This is a genomic window from Cryobacterium sp. M15 (assembly GCF_002929675.1).
In the GTDB taxonomy this organism is placed as follows: Bacteria; Actinomycetota; Actinomycetes; order Actinomycetales; family Microbacteriaceae; genus Cryobacterium; species Cryobacterium lyxosi.
This window is the reverse complement of the sequence record NZ_PJJW01000041.1, coordinates 165,546-183,127: the sequence shown is the minus strand read 5'-3', so window position 1 is coordinate 183,127 and position 17,582 is coordinate 165,546. Positions and strand designations below refer to the sequence as shown.

At 64.3% G+C, this 17,582-nt stretch carries 15 protein-coding genes and 1 pseudogene; 10 read left to right on the top strand and 6 right to left on the bottom strand.

Translation table 11 applies throughout. From position 1 onward, the window contains the following. Positions 1–26 precede the first annotated feature (26 nt). A pseudogene (locus tag CXY83_RS15830) lies at positions 27–515 on the bottom strand (carbohydrate ABC transporter permease); the annotation flags it as partial. Between the two features lie 148 nt (positions 516–663). On the opposite strand from CXY83_RS15830, the gene CXY83_RS15825 reads away from it, so the two are divergent. Further along, a complete protein-coding gene (locus CXY83_RS15825; protein WP_104198272.1) occupies positions 664–1,866 on the top strand; it encodes an ROK family protein in 1,203 nt (400 codons plus the stop codon). Between the two features lie 77 nt (positions 1,867–1,943). On the opposite strand, the gene CXY83_RS15820 is transcribed toward CXY83_RS15825, so the two are convergent. The 5 genes from CXY83_RS15820 to CXY83_RS15800 form a co-directional block, all read right to left on the bottom strand. Beyond that, positions 1,944–2,705 (bottom strand): succinate dehydrogenase iron-sulfur subunit, encoded by a 762-nt coding sequence (locus CXY83_RS15820; RefSeq protein ID WP_104198271.1) that lies wholly within the window; start codon positions 2,703–2,705, stop codon positions 1,944–1,946. Further along, positions 2,705–4,531: a succinate dehydrogenase flavoprotein subunit gene (sdhA, locus tag CXY83_RS15815; protein ID WP_104198270.1), complete on the bottom strand. Its 1,827-nt coding sequence runs from the start codon at positions 4,529–4,531 to the stop codon at positions 2,705–2,707. Before sdhA ends, CXY83_RS15820 begins: the two co-directional genes overlap by 1 nt. A gap of 17 nt (positions 4,532–4,548) precedes the next feature. Continuing rightward, positions 4,549–5,001 (bottom strand): succinate dehydrogenase hydrophobic membrane anchor subunit, encoded by a 453-nt coding sequence (locus CXY83_RS15810; protein WP_104198269.1) that lies wholly within the window; start codon positions 4,999–5,001, stop codon positions 4,549–4,551. Positions 5,002–5,012: 11 nt separating this feature from the next. Further along, positions 5,013–5,426, bottom strand: coding sequence for a succinate dehydrogenase, cytochrome b556 subunit (sdhC, locus tag CXY83_RS15805; RefSeq protein WP_104127400.1), 414 nt, complete (start codon positions 5,424–5,426; stop codon positions 5,013–5,015). 110 nt (positions 5,427–5,536) lie between these two features. Then, a complete protein-coding gene (locus tag CXY83_RS15800; protein WP_104198497.1) occupies positions 5,537–6,721 on the bottom strand; it encodes a glycosyltransferase family 1 protein in 1,185 nt (394 codons plus the stop codon). 96 nt (positions 6,722–6,817) lie between these two features. On the opposite strand from CXY83_RS15800, the gene CXY83_RS15795 reads away from it, so the two are divergent. The 9 genes from CXY83_RS15795 to CXY83_RS17485 all read left to right on the top strand — a co-directional run bounded on the left by CXY83_RS15795 (position 6,818) and on the right by CXY83_RS17485 (position 17,556). Beyond that, positions 6,818–7,939 (top strand): mannose-1-phosphate guanylyltransferase, encoded by a 1,122-nt coding sequence (locus tag CXY83_RS15795; RefSeq protein ID WP_104198268.1) that lies wholly within the window; start codon positions 6,818–6,820, stop codon positions 7,937–7,939. A gap of 63 nt (positions 7,940–8,002) precedes the next feature. Next, entirely contained in the window at positions 8,003–9,064 is a 1,062-nt protein-coding gene (locus CXY83_RS15790) for a BMP family protein (RefSeq protein WP_104198267.1), read from the top strand. A 142-nt stretch (positions 9,065–9,206) separates the two neighbouring features. Beyond that, entirely contained in the window at positions 9,207–10,310 is a 1,104-nt protein-coding gene (locus CXY83_RS15785) for a BMP family protein (protein ID WP_104198266.1), read from the top strand. 160 nt (positions 10,311–10,470) lie between these two features. Further along, entirely contained in the window at positions 10,471–12,033 is a 1,563-nt protein-coding gene (locus CXY83_RS15780) for an ABC transporter ATP-binding protein (RefSeq protein WP_104198265.1), read from the top strand. After that, entirely contained in the window at positions 12,030–13,325 is a 1,296-nt protein-coding gene (locus CXY83_RS15775; protein ID WP_104198264.1) for an ABC transporter permease, read from the top strand. The genes CXY83_RS15780 and CXY83_RS15775 overlap by 4 nt, the downstream gene beginning before the upstream one ends. Next, entirely contained in the window at positions 13,322–14,608 is a 1,287-nt protein-coding gene (locus tag CXY83_RS15770) for an ABC transporter permease (protein ID WP_104198263.1), read from the top strand. Before CXY83_RS15775 ends, CXY83_RS15770 begins: the two co-directional genes overlap by 4 nt. After that, positions 14,605–15,033 carry a cytidine deaminase gene (locus tag CXY83_RS15765; RefSeq protein ID WP_104198262.1) on the top strand — a complete coding sequence of 143 codons (429 nt, stop codon included), beginning with the start codon at positions 14,605–14,607 and terminating at the stop codon, positions 15,031–15,033. The genes CXY83_RS15770 and CXY83_RS15765 overlap by 4 nt, the downstream gene beginning before the upstream one ends. Further along, complete coding sequence (locus CXY83_RS15760; protein ID WP_104198261.1) at positions 15,030–16,334, top strand: thymidine phosphorylase; 1,305 nt, start codon at positions 15,030–15,032, stop codon at positions 16,332–16,334. The genes CXY83_RS15765 and CXY83_RS15760 overlap by 4 nt, the downstream gene beginning before the upstream one ends. A 319-nt stretch (positions 16,335–16,653) precedes the next feature. Continuing rightward, the gene (locus CXY83_RS17485; RefSeq protein ID WP_146069960.1) at positions 16,654–17,556 is read left to right on the top strand and encodes a DUF559 domain-containing protein; all 903 of its coding nucleotides are present in this window, start codon (positions 16,654–16,656) and stop codon (positions 17,554–17,556) included. The last annotated feature ends 26 nt before the right edge of the window (positions 17,557–17,582 follow it).

The window sequence follows — 17,582 nt, the reverse complement described above, 5'->3', positions numbered from 1 at the left end:
CTTTGTGAGGGTGGTTGGTCAGGTCGTTATTTGATGGCGCCTTGCGTGACTCCGGACATCACCCAGCGCTGCGTGAAGAGGTAGACGATGATTGCGGGAGCCAGGGCGAGGAGGTATGAAGCGAACGCAACGTTGTAGTTGTTGCTGAACTGCGTCTGGAAGATGCTTTGCAGAACGGGGAGAGTCTGTAACGACGGATCGGACGTGATGAGCGATGGCATCATGAAGTCGTTCCACGACACGAGGAACGCGAAAATTCCGACGGTAGCGCTCATCGGTGCCAAAAGCGGAAACACGATTTTCCAAAAGACTTGCCCCGTCGTCGCCCCATCGAGCCGCGCGCTTTCTTCGAGCTCCTCGGGGAGTGACCGGAGGAAAGCCGTGAAGAGCAGGATGCTGAACGACAGCTGAAACATGACGTGCAATATGGCCACGCCGATCGGGTTATCCAGCCCGACGAGTCCGGTGAGGGTGACCTGGGACAGGGCGAGAACGGGGAAAGGCAAGAACATCGCCGTCGCGGGGTGAGAATTTTCGAGAACACGTCTTTGTCTCCTAGATGAATCGCAGCGCACCGGCCGATAAACAACCAGTACTAAATCTAGGATATAGATTTAGTTAGAAAAAGCCAGTTTCGTTTTCAGGATCGGTAAAGTCACATCAATGGAGCAATCACTTGGCGCGGTGTCGACGCAATTGCTGCGACGTATCAACGCCGGACGAGTCGTGCAGTTTGCCTGGGACACGGGTGCCTTCACCGCGAGCGACGCAATCGTTGCCTCCGGGCTGACCAGATCAACCGTTTTACGGGTATGTGACGAGCTCATCGTGAAGGGGTGGATTCACGAATTGAGTGACACCCGCGAGGCCGGGGCGTACAGCAAAGGCCGGCCAGCGAGGCGTTACGCTTTCCGCAGCAGCGCTGCCCACGTTGTCGCGGTCGACGCTGGGCAACATCATGTTTCGGCTTGGGTGACCGACCTGCAAGGTAGCGTGCTGGCGTCATCGCCCGAGCCGATCACCCCTCGATCGGATAGCGCTCTCGACCGGCGGCGCGCCGTGGAAAGGGCCGTGAATCTGGCCGTCGACGGCGCCGGCGCATCGGAGCGATCCGTGCTCGCCGCAGTCATCGGCGTCCCTGCACCCACGGACGAAAACGGTGTGTCACCGCGGGGAGATGACGGCTTCTGGGCACGGATGAATCCGGGTTTCGCACAGCTGTTCGGCCAGCGTGGCTGGAGCGTCGTGGTAGAGAACGACGCAAACCTGGCGGCAATTGCGGAGGGCGCGATCGGGGCAGGAGCCGGGGTATCCTCCTTCGTGAATCTGCTCTCCGGAGCCCGGTTCGGCGCGGGGGTCATGGCGAACGGAGCCCTCGTGCGGGGTGCCCGGGGTGGAGTCGGCGAGCTTCACCTTCTCGACCTCGTCGATGGCGTTGGATCTGCCGATGGACTGGGTCGACTCGCGGTGGCCTGGACTGACGCGGCACGGGTCAAGGGCACAATCCCGATCACGAGTCCGCTCGCCGCGGGCCAGGTGGAGGCTTTGGACGTGTTCGCGGCCGCTCGAGCTGGCGATGCGACCGCAGTGGGTATCGTCGACCGGTTAGCGGCGCGTCTCGCCCGGGTGTGTGCGGTGCTGGGTGGCCTGTTGGACACAGAACGCATCATCATCGGCGGGGCCATTGCTCCGGCTGCGGACCTGTTGATTGAGCGGGCCGAGCCCATTCTGGCGGCGTTCATGCACGGTCAGGTTCCAACGCTCGTAGCTTCTCCGCTGGGCGCTCGCGCCGTCGGGCTGGGCGCAATCCACCGCGGCCTCGAACTCATTCGCAGCGACCCGTTGCGCTTTTCCCTCAATACGTAGACTGAAAGTGACTTTCGGCCACGGTGTCACGTTTGAAGTGAATGAGATCGAGGCCCGCCAGCGGGCCTGGGTGACAGTTACGCCTTGCCGCGCATGATGGCCTGCTTGACCTCGGAGATGGCCTGGGTCACTTGGATGCCGCGGGGGCAGGCCTCCGTGCAGTTGAAGGTCGTGCGGCAGCGCCACACGCCCTCCTTGTCGTTGAGAATGTCGAGGCGCACGGCCGCATTCTCATCGCGGGAGTCGAAGATGAAGCGGTGCGCGTTGACGATCGCGGCCGGGCCGAAGTACTGGCCGTCGGTCCAGAACACCGGGCAGCTCGACGTGCACGCTGCACACAGAATGCACTTGGTGGTGTCGTCGAAACGGGCGCGCTGGGCGACCGTCTGGATGCGTTCCTTGCCCTTGACCGGGGTGACGCTGTTCATGAGGAACGGCTGCACCGCCTTGAACGAGTCGAAGAACGGCTCCATGTCGACGATGAGGTCCTTCTCCAGCGGCAAGCCCTTGATGGCCTCCACGTAGATGGGCTTCGTGACGTCGAGGTCCTTCATGAGCGTTTTGCAAGCGAGACGATTGCGGCCGTTGATGCGCATGGCATCCGAGCCGCAGACGCCGTGTGCGCACGAGCGACGGAAGGTCAGCGACCCGTCCTGTTCCCACTTGATCTTGTGCAGCGCGTCGAGCACGCGGTCGGTCGGGTAAAGCTGCACATCGAAATCCTGCCAGTGCGGCTCGTCGTCGACCTCCGGGTTGAACCGACGAATAATGAGCGTCACCGTGAAGGACTTGATCTCCTCGGGAACGACGGGCTTCTGATCAATCGTGGCGGAACTCACTAGTACTTCCTCTCCATCGGCTGGTAACGGGTGATGACAACCGGTTTCCAGTCGAGTTTGATGTGGTCGGCGGCATCCGCGCTCATGGCGTCACCCTTGAGGTAGGCCATGGTGTGCTTGAGGTAGTTCTCGTCGTCGCGCACGAGGTAATCCTCACGCTGGTGTCCGCCGCGGCTTTCCTTGCGGTTGCGGGCGGAGTAGACGACAACCTCAGCGAGGTCGAGCAAGAAACCGAGTTCGACCGCCTCGAGCAGGTCGGTATTGAACCGTCGGCCCTTGTCTTGCACGCCGATGTTCTTGTAACGCTCACGCAGCAGGTGGATGGTCTCGGTGACCTCGGCGAGGGACTCGTCGGTGCGGAACACCTGGGCCTTCTTGTCCATCTCCTCCTGCAGAATCTTACGCAGCACGGCAATGCGTTCGGTTCCAGTCGATGAGCGGATGCCTTCCAGCAGTTCGCGCACCTCTTTGGCCGGGTCTTCCGGCAGGGGCGTGAACGAGGCCGTCTTGACGTACTCGACCGCGTTGTTGCCAGCACGCTTTCCGAACACGTTGATGTCCAGCAGCGAGTTGGTGCCGAGGCGATTGGAGCCGTGCACCGAGACGCAGGCGCATTCGCCGGCGGCGTATAAGCCGGGAACGACCTCTTCGTTGTTGCGCCAGACTTCGGCCTTCACGTTGGTGGGGATTCCGCCCATCGCATAGTGCGCGGTCGGCATGACCGGCACCGGTTCGGTGACCGGGTCAACGCCGAGATAGGTGCGGGCGAACTCGGTGATGTCGGGCAGCTTGGTCTCGAGCAGTTCCTTGCCGAGGTGCGTGCAGTCGAGGTACAGGTAGTCTTTCTCCGGCCCGGCGCCGCGACCCTCAGCAACCTCCTTGAGCATGCAGCGCGAGACGATGTCACGCGGGGCGAGGTCCTTGATGGTCGGCGCGTAGCGTTCCATGAAGCGCTCTCCGGAGGCGTTCCGCAAAATGGCGCCCTCACCGCGGGCTCCCTCAGTCAAGAGGATGCCCAGCCCGGCCAGGCCGGTCGGGTGGAACTGGAAGAACTCCATGTCCTCGAGCGGAAGGCCCTTGCGCCAGACGATACCGACGCCGTCACCGGTGAGGGTGTGCGCGTTCGAGGTGGTCTTGTAGATTTTTCCGAAACCGCCGGTGGCGAAGATGAACGCCTTGCCCTGGAAAACGTGCAACTCGCCGCTCGACAGGTCGAGGGCGACCACGGCCGATGGCTGGTCGACGCCGTCGACGCTGGTCATGACGAGGTCGAGCACGTAGTACTCGTTGAAGAAGTTAATGCCGCGCTTGACGCAGTTCTGGTACAGCGTCTGCAGAATCATGTGGCCGGTGCGGTCGGCGGCATAGCAGGAGCGGCGAACCGGGCTCTTGCCGTGGTCGCGGGTGTGGCCGCCGAAACGACGCTGGTCGATCTTGCCCTCCGGCGTACGGTTGAACGGCAGGCCCATGTTTTCGAGGTCGATGACCGCGTCGATGGCTTCCTTGGCCAGGATCTCGGCAGCGTCCTGGTCGACCAGGTAGTCGCCGCCCTTGATCGTGTCGAAGGTGTGCCATTCCCAGTTGTCTTCCTCGACGTTGGCCAGGGCCGCGGCCATGCCGCCCTGTGCCGCACCGGTGTGCGAACGCGTCGGGTAGAGCTTGGAGATGACCGCTGTACTGGCGTGGGGGCCGGCTTCGATGGCGGCACGCATACCAGCCCCACCCGCTCCCACAATGACGATGTCGTGCTGGTGGTAGTGCACGCCGTCTACGACGGTGGACTCCGGAGCCGGATTGGGAACGGCGGGTGAAGTAGAAGAAGTCATATGTGTGTGTGCAGCTCCTAGAGGGACGTACAGAACGAGGCAACGAGGTCGGCGGGCGCACCGGCGGGGCAGGGATCGAAGGTGAACACCACGAGGGTGCCGAGCACGATCAACGAGACAACACTGACCAGAATGGCAACCTTGAGGATGCCGCGGCTGATTCGCGAGGTCGCGTAGTCATTGACGAGGGTGCGCATACCGTTGCCGCCGTGAATCAGGGCGAGCCAGAGCATGATGACATCCCAGACCATCCAGAACGGGTTGGTCAGCTTGCCGGCCACGAACGCGAAGTTCAGGGCGCTGACGCCCTCGCCGATCATGAGGTTGACGAACAGGTGGCCGAAGATGAGCACGACCAGCACGACGCCGGAGACACGCATGTAGATCCAGCCCCACTTTTCCCAGTTGACACCGCTCTTCTTGGTGGAGTGGCTGTATGGGCTGCGGGGAGCTTCGATTGTTGAAGTCATAATGTCGCCCCCTAGTGGCTGAATACGTTGATGAGGTGGCGCGGCACGAAGCCCAGCATGGTGACGACCCACAGGCCGATGACGACGTAGAACAGCACCCGCTGGTACTTGGCGTTCCAGAAGTCGATCAGAATGATCCGCAGCCCGTTGAACGCGTGGAAGACGATGGCTCCGACGAGTGCGACCTCACCGAGGCCCATGATCGGCGTCTGGTACTGCGCGATAACCGCGTTGTACGCTTCGGGACTGACCCGCACGAGCGCCGTGTCGAGAATATGAACGAGCAGAAAGAAGAAAATCGCGACGCCCGTGATGCGGTGCAATACCCACGACCACATCCCCGTGTTGCCCCGATACAGGGTGCCGGCGGGGCGACGTGACGTCGTCTTCTGCTGAGAATCTAGGGTTCCTGCCGTCTGTGGCATGAACAACCCTCCCTGGCTGAATAATGGCTCTTTAGTGAGACCGAGAATGCGCTATAAGCACATGCCATTATTCTACAAGCGTGCCGCCCGCTCGTGTCAGTTAGGTTGCCCTAACGTTGCATCGAGGGTGGTATGTGCGTACCGGCGCGCACGGCCAGTCGCTCGTCGACGACTTGCTCGTAGTACTCGACCAGTTCGGCGCAGACCGTCGGCCAGGAGCGCCCAAGCACTGTGCGTCGCCCGGCTTCGCCCATGCGTGCCCGCAACATCGGATCACGTGCGAGCTGGTACACCCAGTGCCGCAGGTCGTAGTCGTCGTCCGGTCGAAACAGGTACCCGTTCACGCCGTGCGTCACGAGGTCGATCGGTCCGCCAGCGTGCGGGGCCACGACGGGCAGGCCGGCGGCGTGCGCCTCCTGCAGCGTCTGACCAAAGGTTTCTTCGGTACCCGCGTGCACGAATACGTCAAAGCTCGCGTAGGCAATGGCAAGTTCGCGGCCCGACAGGCGTCCCAGCCAGGTGACGGGCATACCCGAGAGAGCGCGCCGAATCGAAGGGACGCTCGGCCCGTCTCCGACGAGAGCTAAACGAATGCCCGGCACCCCGCGCAGCGCACGCAGTCGCTCCACCTGCTTCTCCGGCGCCATCCGGCCGACATACCCGACAATCACGTCAGGCTCAGCGCCATTGCGCGTGAAGGCGTCGTGCTGCGGCGCAATTCGTTCCCGCAGGGCGGCGACCGCCGGGTCATTCTTCAGATTCGGGTGGAACCCGGCGAGATCGACTCCGCGAGTCCACATCGCCAGGCGGGGAACGCCGAGGCGCAGCAGGGCAGCCATCGACGACGACGACGGCACGAGAGTGCGGGTGGCGCCCTCGTGCACCCACTTCACGAACCGCCAGGCCAGGGCGGTGGCGGGGCCGAGGTGGTTTCGGTGCGCGTAGCCGGCGACATCCGTCTGAAAGATCGCGACGGAGGGAATGTCGAGCCGGTTGGCGGCGCTGATGCCCTGGGCGCCGAGCAGAAACGGGGAGGCTGCGTGCAGGACATCGGGGCGAAAGTCAGCGAGCAACTTCTGCACCTGCGGGCTCGGCATGCCGACCGGAAACTCACGGTAGTTGACCGCCGAGACGGTGTGCACCGGAAAACCGGCATACTCGACGGGGGCGCCGTGGGGGGCGATGACCATGGCCTCGTGACCGGCGGCGGCCAGGTGCTCGAGCACCCGGCAGACGCTCGTGGTCACACCGCTGACGGTGGGGAGAAAACTTTCGCTGATTACTGCGATCCGCATGGTCTGAGAGTAAACAACGAGCATTGCCGCCGAGTAACGGGCGCATGAACAGTGGTCTCGCGCCGTCGTAGTGCGGGCGCCGGATAGTCTGGGCCCATGATTACGTCCTCTGAGCCCATCGACCGCTTGTACAGTGTGATTCCCGCCGGCGGCATCGGCTCCCGACTGTGGCCGCTGTCGCGAGCGGATGCCCCCAAATTTTTGCACGACCTCACGGGGTCTGGGCACACCCTGCTGCGCGACACCTGGGATCGCCTCGTTCCGCTTTCGAGCGAGCAGCGCATCATGGTGGTCACCGGGCGGGCGCACCGTGCTGCCGTTGAACAGCAGTTGCCCGAACTGACCGACCCGAACGTCGTACTCGAGAGCGAACCGCGCGACTCGACCGCCGCGATCGGCCTCGCTGCGGCTATCTTGCAGCTGCGTGAACCCGGCGTGATCATCGGGTCGTTCCCCGCCGACCATGTCATCAAGGGCGACGCGCTGTTTCGCTCGGCGTTGCTGGAGGCGGTTGTCGCAGCGGATGCCGGCTATATCGTCACGATCGGCATTCAGCCGACCGAGCCCGCGATCGGTTTCGGTTATATCAAAAGCGCTGCTCCTCTGGCGATCGATGGGGCACCGAGCGCCCTGGCCGTTGACTCCTTCGTCGAAAAGCCCAGCCCCGATGTTGCGGAGCGTTACCTCGCCGACGGCCATTACTTGTGGAACGCCGGCATCTTCATTGCCCGTGCCGACCACCTGCTGGCCGAGATTGAGGCGGCCGAGCCCGAGCTGTACGCCGGGCTCATCGAACTGGCTGCCGCCTGGGATACCCCGGCCCGCGGCGCCGTCGTCGACCAAGTCTGGCCGCGCCTGAAGAAGATCGCCATCGACTACTCGGTCGCTGAGCCGGCCGCCGCCGCCGGCAAGCTCGTGGTGATTCCCGGCCAGTTCGACTGGGACGACGTGGGCGACTTCGCCTCGATCGCCAAGCTGCATTCGGGCGGGCGCAAGGCCAACCTGGCCATCCTCGGCGAGGGAGCACGGGTGCTCGCCGACTCGTCGAGCGGCATCGTGGTCAGCCACACCGGCCGCATGATCGCGCTGATCGGCGTCGAAGATATCGTCGTGATCGACACGCCTGACGCGTTGCTGGTCACCACGAGTGCGAACGCCCAGAAGGTCAAGGCGGTCGTCGACGCGCTGAAGCTCTCGGGTTCGAGCGACGTGCTCTAAACCTGTACCGGTGTTCGGCTCGCACTGAGTAGAATTCCAGTTCATGCTAAAGGGAGTGTCTTTATGCGTCACTTGATTGCTGTTTCTGCTCTCGCGGCATCCGCTCTGCTGCTGGCCGGTTGCGCGCAGGCGCCGACACCGACCGCGACAACGGATGCAACAGCGCCGGACTACTGCGCCCGTATGGTCACGAACTCGGGTGGTCTCGACGACCGGTCCTTCAACCAGTCCAGCTGGGAAGGGCTGCAGGAGGCGGCGACGAAGTACAGTATCGATACCGAGGCGATCGTGTCGACGTCGGAGACCGATCTGGCACCCAATGTGAGTCAGGCCGTTGCGACCGGATGCCAGTTCGTTCTCACCGTCGGCTTTGAACTCGCCGATGCCACGCTCGCCGAGGCGACGGCCAACCCCGACGTACACTTCGCGATCGTCGACGAGGTCGTCGATGCGCCCAACGTGAAACCGATCGTCTTCGACACCGCGCAGGCGTCCTTTCTGGCCGGCTACCTTGCGGCCGGCGTGAGCAAGACCGGCATTGTGGCCACGTTCGGTGGTGGCAACCAGCCGCCCGTCACCCTGTTCATGGACGGTTTCGTCGACGGCGTCGCCATGTACAACGATAAGCACACAGCTGCGGTGCAGGTGCTCGGCTGGAACAAGGACACCCAGGACGGCAGCTTCACCGGCGATTTCGAAGACGTCAACAAGGGCAAGGCCTTTGCCCAGGCGTTCATCGACCAGGGCGCTGACATCATTTTGCCGGTGGCCGGCCAGGTTGGGCAGGGCGCCGCCGCCGCCGCCGTTGAAACACCGGGAGTCTCTATTATTTGGGTCGATAACGATGGCTATGTCACCTTGCCGGCACAATTCCAGTCCGTCGTACTCACGAGTGTGCTGAAGAACACTTCGGCCGCTGTTGTGGAAACCATCGGGTCCGACCTTGACGGTACCTTCGACAACACGGCTTTCGTGGGTACGTTGAAGAACGGCGGCGTCGAGATCGCCGACTTCCACGACCTGGCCTCGCGGGTCACGCCTGAACTGAGTGCCGAGCTCGACCAGATCAGAGCCGCGATCGTAGCCGGGATCATCGCCGTAGAAGGCCCCAGCACACCCCAATAGGGGGAAAGTCGTCTCGGCAATGTCGCGGCTTGGTAACGACTCGCGCGCGCACCCACAATGCTCATCCGCGCACCGTCACATTGGGTAACGTGGATCGCACCACGCCCGTGCGATCTCGCTGGGCAGCACCCTGGAGGTCCTCTTGACAATTTCGACCCGTAAGGCCGCACTTGCCGGTCTTGCAATGTTCGGTACCGTGGCGATGCTGGCCGCCTGTGCTCAGGCGCCCGCTACGACCGACAACACCAACTCTGCCGCCGCCAGCGACTTTCTGCCCTGCATCGTGTCGGACTTCGGAGGCTTCGACGACAAGTCGTTCAACCAGTCGAGCTTTGAGGGCATAAGCCAGGCCGCCGACGAAATCGGCGTGGAGTTCAAGCAGGCGGAATCCAAGTCGGCCGACCAGTACGTGAGCAACGTGAGCAGCATGGTCGATCAGGGCTGCAACTTCATCCTCGACGTAGGGTTTGCGCTGGCCAACGCCACCCGCGATGCGGCCAAAGCCAACCCCGACGTGCAGTTTGCGCTGATCGACTCGGCGATCTCCAACGATGACTTCAGTCCGCTCGTGCTCGACAACGTGAAGCCGGTGCTCTACGACACCGCCCAGGCCGCCTACCTCGCGGGCTACCTCGCCGCCGGCACCACCAAGACCGGAACCGTCGGCACCTACGGCGGACAGCAGTTCCCCTCCGTCACCATCTTCATGGACGGCTTCGTCGACGGCGTCGCGCACTACAACGAGGTCAAGGGCGCAGACGTCAAGGTTCTCGGCTGGGACAAGGCCGCGCAAGCGGGCTTGTTTGCAGGCAGCTTCGACGACATCGCCAAGGGCAAGACCATCAGCCAGGGCCTCATCGACGCGGGCGCTGACATCATCCTGCCCGTCGCCGGACCGCTCTTCCAGGGCACCGCGCAGGCAATCCAAGATTCCGGCAAGGACGTCGCCATCATCGGCGTCGACTCCGACCTCTTCGAGACTTCGCCCGAGTTCGCCTCCATGTACCTCACCTCGGTCATGAAGCAGATGACGGATGCCGCCAAGAGGATCACCGTGGACGCCTCCAAGGGTGACTACACCTCGGAGGCTTACGTCGGCACCCTGGAGAACAAGGGAGTGCTCCTCGCGCCCCTGCACGAGTGGGAGTCCAAGGTCGACCCGGCAATCATGACCGAGATCGACGCCATTACCGCCGACATCATCAGCGGCGCGATCGTGGTCGAGTCACCCGCCACACCGAAGTAAAACACCGACGACGCCGGGGAGGACAGCTCACGCTGGCCTCCCCGGCGTCGTTCCGCGTTCCCGACCGCGGGTGCCGGTGCGACAGAGTCTCCTCGTCACCCGGCCCCGCTGAACTGAGTCGCCGCGTTGCTGGCGGCGTCCGCTCAATAGAATTGGACTCATGAAGCTCGAACTCCGCGGCATCACCAAGAGGTTCGGCGCCCTGGTTGCCAATGACCGAATCAGCCTCACCGTCGAGGCTGGTGAAATTCACGCGCTGCTCGGCGAGAACGGCGCCGGCAAATCCACCCTGATGAACGTGCTCTACGGCCTGTACCGGGCCGAAGAGGGCGAGATCCTGCTCGACGGTGTGGCCCAGCACTTCAGCGGGCCCGGAGACGCCATGAACGCGGGCATCGGGATGGTGCACCAGCATTTCATGCTCATCCCCGTCTTTACCGTCGCCGAGAACGTGATGCTCGGACACGAGGAAACGCGCTCCGGCGGCCGCCTCGATCTTCCCGCCGCCCGCAAGCGCGTGCGTGAGATCTCGGAACGGTTCGGATTCGACGTTGACCCCGACGCGCTCGTGGAAGACCTGCCCGTTGGCGTGCAGCAGCGGGTAGAGATCATCAAGGCGCTCTCCCGGGACGCGAAGGTGCTCGTTTTCGACGAGCCCACTGCCGTGCTCACCCCGCAGGAGACCGATGAGCTCATGGCGATCATGCGCCAGTTGAAGAGCACGGGCACGTCCATCGTCTTCATTACGCACAAACTGCGGGAAGTGCGCGAAGTCGCCGACCGTATCACGGTCATCCGCCTCGGCGCGGTCGTGGGCGAAGCCAGCCCTACCGCGAGCAACGAGGAATTGGCCACGCTGATGGTGGGCCGCGCGGTCGACCTCACCGTGGAGAAGACCGAGGCCGCGCCCGGTGAGGCGGCCCTGGTCGTGACCAACCTCACGGTGCACGATGCGCTGGGCCACGTCGTCGTCGACGATGTGAGCTTCACGGTCGCTGTCGGCGAGATCCTCGCCATTGCCGGGGTGCAGGGAAACGGCCAGACTGAACTGACCGAGGCCCTGATGGGGCTCCAGCCGCGGGTCACCGGCGGGATCACCCTCGACGGCGTAAGCCTGCGCGGCCGCACGGTACGTCAAGTGCTCGATGCCGGCGTTGGCTTCGTGCCGGAGGACCGAACCGAAGATGGCCTGGTCGGCGAGTTCACCATCGCCGAGAACCTCATGCTCGACCGCTCGCACACCGAGCCGTTCGTCAAGCGTTTCAACGTACAGCTCGAGTACCTCTCCCGCTTCGCCACCGAGAAAGTCGCCGAGTTCGACGTGCGGTCGCAGGGAATCGACACTCCCGTCGCTCGACTCTCCGGCGGCAACCAGCAGAAGGTCGTGCTCGCCCGCGAGCTCAGCCGCTCCCTGCGCCTGTTCATCGCCGCCCAGCCCACCCGTGGGCTTGACGTGGGTTCCATCGAGTTCGTGCACGATCGCATCGTTGCCACCCGGGATGCGGGCACGCCGGTCATCGTGATCTCCACCGAGCTCGACGAGGTGGCGGCACTGGCCGACCGCATCATGGTTATGTACCGCGGTCGCATCGTCGGTATCGTGCCCGGCCTGACCCCTCGCTCCGTGCTCGGGCTCATGATGGCCGGCGAAGTGCCCAACCCGGCCGGTCCCACGAATACGCCCGACACCGACACGCCACGTACAGAAGGAGCTGCCGCATGAGCGACAGTCAGACTCCCGCCCCGAGCACCCCAGCAGCAGGCACTCCCGACTCCACGACGCGCGGCCCAGCTCCCCACACGCCGGAACAGTCGCGCTGGCACAACGCATTCCGGGAAATCACCACGGGGAGCGCCCTCATCTCGGTGCTCGCCGTCCTGCTCGCACTCGTGGTGGGCGCGGTGATGATCGCGTTCACCAATAAAGACGTGCAGGCCGCGTCCGGCTACTTTTTCTCGCGCCCCGCTGATACCGTCTCCGCCATCTGGCAGGCCGTGAGCGGTGCGTACTCCGCCCTGTTCCAAGGGTCGATTTACAACTTTCGCCGCCCCGATTTCGCCGACGGCATCAAGCCCCTCACGGAGACGCTCACCTTCGCCACGCCGCTGATCGCGGCGGGGCTCGGCGTGGCCCTCGGCTTCCGGGTGGGCTTGTTCAACATCGGTGGGCGCGGGCAGATGCTCATCGCCGCGGCCATTGGCGGCTGGGTAGCCTTCGCCGTCGACCTGCCCTACGGCATCCACCTCGTTGCCGCGCTTGTGGCTGGCATCCTCGGCGGCGCGCTCTGGGGCGGTCTGGTGGGCCTATTGAAGGCCCGTACCGGCGCCCACGAAGTGATCACGACCATCATGCTCAACTACGTTGCTTTCTACCTCGTCAGCTACCTCCTGCGCGACGGGTTTCTCAAGACACCCGGCTCGAACAACCCGCAGAGCCCCGCCACTCAACCGACCGCTATCTTTCCCGACCTGCTCGGACCAAACTACAATCTGCACTTCGGCTTCGTGCTGGTGATCGGTGCGACGGTGTTCACCTGGTGGCTACTCAGCCGCTCCAACATTGGCTTCCAGTTTCGCGCCGTGGGTGAGAACCCCAACGCCGCGCGGGTCGCGGGCATCAGCGTGCAGCGCATGTACGTCTACGCCATGTTGTTCTCCGGTGGCCTCGTCGGACTGGCCGGAATCAACCAGGTGCTCGGTACCACGACGAGCGGTTTCGGCGCCGGAATCGACTCCGGAATCGGCTTCGACGCGATCACGGTCGCCCTGCTCGGTCGTTCCAAACCGTGGGGTGTCTTCGCCGCCGGCATCCTCTTCGGTGCTTTCAAGGCCGGTGGGTTCTCGATGCAGGCCGCCGAGGGCGTGCCGATTGACATTGTGCTCGTGGTGCAGTCCCTCATCGTGCTCTTCATCGCCGCGCCGCCGCTCGTGCGCACTATCTTCCGTCTGCCCACACCCGGCGCCCTTCCCCGCCGCCAACGGCCCATCATCACCAAAGAGGCGGCAGCTAAATGAGCGTCATTGCCCCCAGCGTTCCACGCACCCCGTCAGCCCTGAGCGGGGACACGACCCTGGTGAGCTGGAAAGCACCGATCGCCCTCGCGATCTTCACGGCCCTTGGCATCCTGCTGCTCGTCGTTTTCGCCAGGGACGGGATAAGCACCATGCGTCTCTCGACCTCGACCGACCTCCTCCAGCTGCCCGAGGTCGAGCTGCCGACGCGGGCCACCGGCATCGTCGTCACCCTCCTCCTCGCCCTGATCACCGGCTGGAGCTCGTGGCTCGTGCGCTCGTCGAAGAAGACGCCGATCTGGTCGATCAGTGTGTTCGCGTTCCTTTTCCTGGTCGGCTTTTTGGCCTGGGCATCCGCGGGAAACACCATCCCGGTTCCCGGCCTGTTGTTCGGCTCGCTCAGCCTCGCCGTTCCGCTGATCTTCGGCGCCCTTGGCGGAGTCATTTCTGAGCGCGTCGGCGTGGTCAATGTCGCTATCGAGGGCCAGCTGCTCGCCGGTGCTTTCACGTCAGCACTCGTGGCCTCGCTCACCGGTTCGGCCATCGCCGGCCTGTTCGCCGCCATGGCCGCCGGCGTGCTCGTTTCATTCGTGCTCGCTGCGTTCTCCATCAAGTATTTCGTCGACCAGGTTATTGTCGGTGTCGTGCTCAATGTGCTCGTCACGGGCTTCACCGGCTTTCTGTTCTCGCAGCTTCTGGCTCCGAACTCGGACCGGCTCAACCAGCCTCCGCGCTTCGACCGCATCAACATCCCGCTGCTGAGTGAAATCCCTGTTATCGGACCGGTGTTCTTTCGCCAGACGCTCATCGTGTACATCATGTACGTGTCCGTTGCGGCGGTGTATTACGGTATTTTCCACACCAAGTGGGGCCTGCGCCTCCGCGCCGTGGGGGAACATCCGCAGGCCGCCGATACCGTCGGCATCAATGTGGCGGCCACCCGCTTCTGGAACGTGTCGCTGGCCGGCGCCATCGCGGGTCTCGGTGGCGCCTACTTCACCCTGGGCTCGGTGGGAGCGTTTGGCAAGGAGATGACGGCCGGAGCCGGGTTCATCGCCCTCGCCGCGGTGATCTTCGGCCGCTGGGATCCCATCCGCGCCACCCTCGCCGCTCTGTTGTTCGGCTTCGCGAGCAATCTGCAGAACGTGCTGAGCATTATCGGTTCGCCCGTGCCGAGCGAGTTCATGCTCATGCTGCCCTACCTCGTGACGATATTTGCCGTGGCCGGCCTCGTAGGCAAGTCGCGGGGCCCGGCAGCATCCGGCAAACCGTATATAAAATCATGACCGGGGCCGACTTGGTCGACTGGGCCGCCCTGCGCGAGGTCGCCCTCGCCGCCATGAAGACGGCCTACGTGCCGTACTCGAAGTTTCCGGTCGGCGTCGCCGCGCTCGTCACAGACGGGCGAGTCATCAGCGGATGCAACGTGGAGAACGCCTCCTACGGCCTCACCCTCTGCGCCGAGTGCGGTCTGGTGTCGGCGCTGCACCGCAGCGGCGGCGGCCAGCTCGTCGCGTTCACCTGCGTCGACGGCAATGGCAACATCCTCATGCCGTGCGGTCGTTGCCGGCAGCTGCTCTACGAACACTCCGCTCCGGGCATGCTGCTCGAAACGGTGTCGGGGGTCAAGACCATCGACGAGGTGCTTCCGGATGCGTTCGGGCCTCGCCAACTCGCCGACTACCGCGCTGCCAAGGAGTCCACGCCATGACCGCCATCGAAGCGTTTGACGCCGTCGACCTCATTCACACCAAGCGCGATCGCGGTGAGCTCAGCGAGCCGCAGATCAACTGGCTCATCGACGCCTACACGCGTGGTTTTGTCGGCGACGAGCAGATGGCCGCCATGACCATGGCCATCTTTCTGAACGGCATGAGCCGTCACGAGATTCGCGCCCTCACCATGGCCATGCTCGCGAGCGGTGAACGCATGAGCTTCGATGGCCTCGGCAAGCCGACCACCGACAAGCACTCCACCGGCGGTGTCGGCGACAAGATCACCCTGCCGCTGATGCCGCTCGTCGCGGTGTTCGGCGCGGCCGTTCCACAGCTCTCCGGCCGTGGCCTCGGCCACACCGGCGGCACCCTCGACAAGCTCGAGTCCATACCGGGCTGGCGCGCCAACCTCACCAACATTGAGATGCGGAAGCAGTTGCAGGAGATCGGCGGCGTGGTGTGCGCGGCCGGCAGCGGCCTGGCCCCGGCCGACGGCAAGCTCTACGCCCTGCGCGACATCACCGGCACGGTCGAGTCGATTCCGCTGATCGCGTCGTCGATCATGTCCAAGAAGATCGCCGAGGGCACCCGTGCGCTCGTGCTCGACGTGAAGTTCGGCTCCGGCGCCTTTCTCAAAGACATCGAGCGGTCGCGGGAACTGGCCCGCACGATGGTGGAGCTCGGCGAAGATGCCGGGGTGGCGACATCCGCTCTGCTGACCAACATGAACGTGCCGCTGGGACGTGCGATCGGTAACGCCAACGAGGTGCGTGAGTCGGTCGAGGTGCTCGCCGGCGGCGGACCTTCCGACGTGGTCGAGCTCACGGTGGCTCTCGCCGAGGAGATGCTGTCCCTGGCCGGAATCACCGGCGTCGACGTGGGAGCAGCCCTCACGGACGGCCGGGCCATGGATAAGTGGCGTGCGGTGATTCGGGCGCAGGGCGGCGACCCGGATGCCGCGTTGCCGGTCGCCCGCGAAACCCACGTCGTGCTCGCCGAGAGGAGCGGCGTGCTGGTCGAACAGCAGGCACTGCCCTTCGGCATCGGCGCCTGGCGGCTTGGGGCTGGCCGGGCGCGCAAGCAGGATCCCGTGCAGCATGCCGCCGGAATCGACCTGCACGCCAAGCCCGGTGACACCGTCGTCGAAGGCCAGCCGCTCTTCACCCTCAGTGCCGACGAGCCGGCGCGGTTCGCCCGGGCGCTCGAGGCCGTTGCTGGTGCCTGGCGCATCGATGATCCGGGGGAGCCCGTGCACACCGGCGGTCCGCTGATCGCGGAGCGCATCGGGAGTCGGTAGCACAGCGTCACCCGCGTGCCCGGCGCCCTCTCGCGCACCAGTGGTGGCGCGAGGTGCCATCTCTGGTCCCTTGATCTTGGTGAGGTGCCACTTTTGGCCCCATGGTGAGCTTTCATGGGGCTAAAGGTGGCGCCTCGCCTGGGTCGGGCAGTGCTCATGGGGCTAAAGGTGGCATCTCGCCTGGGTCGGGCAGTGCTCTTCGGGCTAAAGGTGGCATCTCGCGTGGCTCACGCGAGGTTGCGGGGCGAGATCGCGGAGGACTGCCTGCAACCCTGTGGATAACTGCCGGGCCGGCCGCCGACCGTGGCACTGTCAGGCCATGCATATCCAAACTTCCCTCCCTCCCGGCTTCGAGTCCGGAGCGTTCACCTGTGCCGAGGCGCTGGCAGCGGCCATCTCGGCTAAGCGCCTGCGGTCGCGCGATGTTGATCATCCGTTCTGGGGAATCTGCGTTGCGGGTGGCAGCGTTCAGAACCTGCAAGACCGTTGCCGGGCATTTCAACAACGGATGCCTGCAGGCGCCTTTTTCAGCCATGCCACTGCTGCCCGCCTGTACGGGGTACCTCTGCCAGCAGGACTCGAGGCTGACCTGCGTATCCACGTGACAGTGGTGGACCCGGATCGGGCTCCGCGAGCAGCGGGGGTCATCGGACATCATGTGGCGAATCTTCCTGGAGTGGGCACCGTCGGCGGGATTCCGGTGCTCGCGCCGATTTCGGCGTGGTGCCAGTTGGCATCCGTTCTGGAATTGAACGATCTGGTGGCCGCTGGAGATCATCTACTGCGCGCCGAGCTTGGACTTGCGACGGCCGTGGAGATCGCCGCGCGGGTTGCGCAGTACGCGGGGCATCGGGGCGCCCTGCGATTGCGCGCGGCTGAGGCACTGATTCGGCCTCGCGTTGAATCCAGGCGGGAAACTTTCCTGCGCCTGTTTCTTCTGATGTGTGAGTTTCCCGAACCGGAAACAAACATGGATATTCCACTGCCGCTCGGTAAGCGACGCGTGCGCGGCGACCTCGTCTACTTTCGCTATAAGGTTTTGGTGGAATACGACGGGGAGCAGCACCGCACCGACGACGTGCAGTACAACCGCGATGCCGAACGCCTGCACGATCTGCGTGAGGCGGGCTGGATGGTGATCACGGTGCGGAAGGGGTCGTCGAAGGAATGGGTGCGTGATGCCGTTGATGCGGCGCTGCGGTCGCGAGGGTGGCGCCCGTAGCTTCGCCGCCGTCACAAAACGGGGCG

What these genes read in the sequence shown, in the direction of transcription:
- CXY83_RS15765 (WP_104198262.1), top strand. Translation starts at nt 14,605, where the DNA reads ATGACCGGGGCCGACTTGGTCGACTGGGCCGCCCTGCGCGAGGTCGCC.
- CXY83_RS15770 (WP_104198263.1), top strand. Translation starts at nt 13,322, where the DNA reads ATGAGCGTCATTGCCCCCAGCGTTCCACGCACCCCGTCAGCCCTGAGC.
- CXY83_RS15810 (WP_104198269.1), bottom strand. Translation starts at nt 5,001, where the DNA reads ATGACTTCAACAATCGAAGCTCCCCGCAGCCCATACAGCCACTCCACC.
- CXY83_RS15760 (WP_104198261.1), top strand. Translation starts at nt 15,030, where the DNA reads ATGACCGCCATCGAAGCGTTTGACGCCGTCGACCTCATTCACACCAAG.
- CXY83_RS15775 (WP_104198264.1), top strand. Translation starts at nt 12,030, where the DNA reads ATGAGCGACAGTCAGACTCCCGCCCCGAGCACCCCAGCAGCAGGCACT.
- CXY83_RS15780 (WP_104198265.1), top strand. Translation starts at nt 10,471, where the DNA reads ATGAAGCTCGAACTCCGCGGCATCACCAAGAGGTTCGGCGCCCTGGTT.
- CXY83_RS15795 (WP_104198268.1), top strand. Translation starts at nt 6,818, where the DNA reads ATGATTACGTCCTCTGAGCCCATCGACCGCTTGTACAGTGTGATTCCC.
- sdhC (WP_104127400.1), bottom strand. Translation starts at nt 5,426, where the DNA reads ATGCCACAGACGGCAGGAACCCTAGATTCTCAGCAGAAGACGACGTCA.
- CXY83_RS15790 (WP_104198267.1), top strand. Translation starts at nt 8,003, where the DNA reads ATGCGTCACTTGATTGCTGTTTCTGCTCTCGCGGCATCCGCTCTGCTG.
- CXY83_RS15800 (WP_104198497.1), bottom strand. Translation starts at nt 6,721, where the DNA reads ATGCGGATCGCAGTAATCAGCGAAAGTTTTCTCCCCACCGTCAGCGGT.
- CXY83_RS17485 (WP_146069960.1), top strand. Translation starts at nt 16,654, where the DNA reads ATGCATATCCAAACTTCCCTCCCTCCCGGCTTCGAGTCCGGAGCGTTC.
- CXY83_RS15825 (WP_104198272.1), top strand. Translation starts at nt 664, where the DNA reads ATGGAGCAATCACTTGGCGCGGTGTCGACGCAATTGCTGCGACGTATC.
- sdhA (WP_104198270.1), bottom strand. Translation starts at nt 4,531, where the DNA reads ATGACTTCTTCTACTTCACCCGCCGTTCCCAATCCGGCTCCGGAGTCC.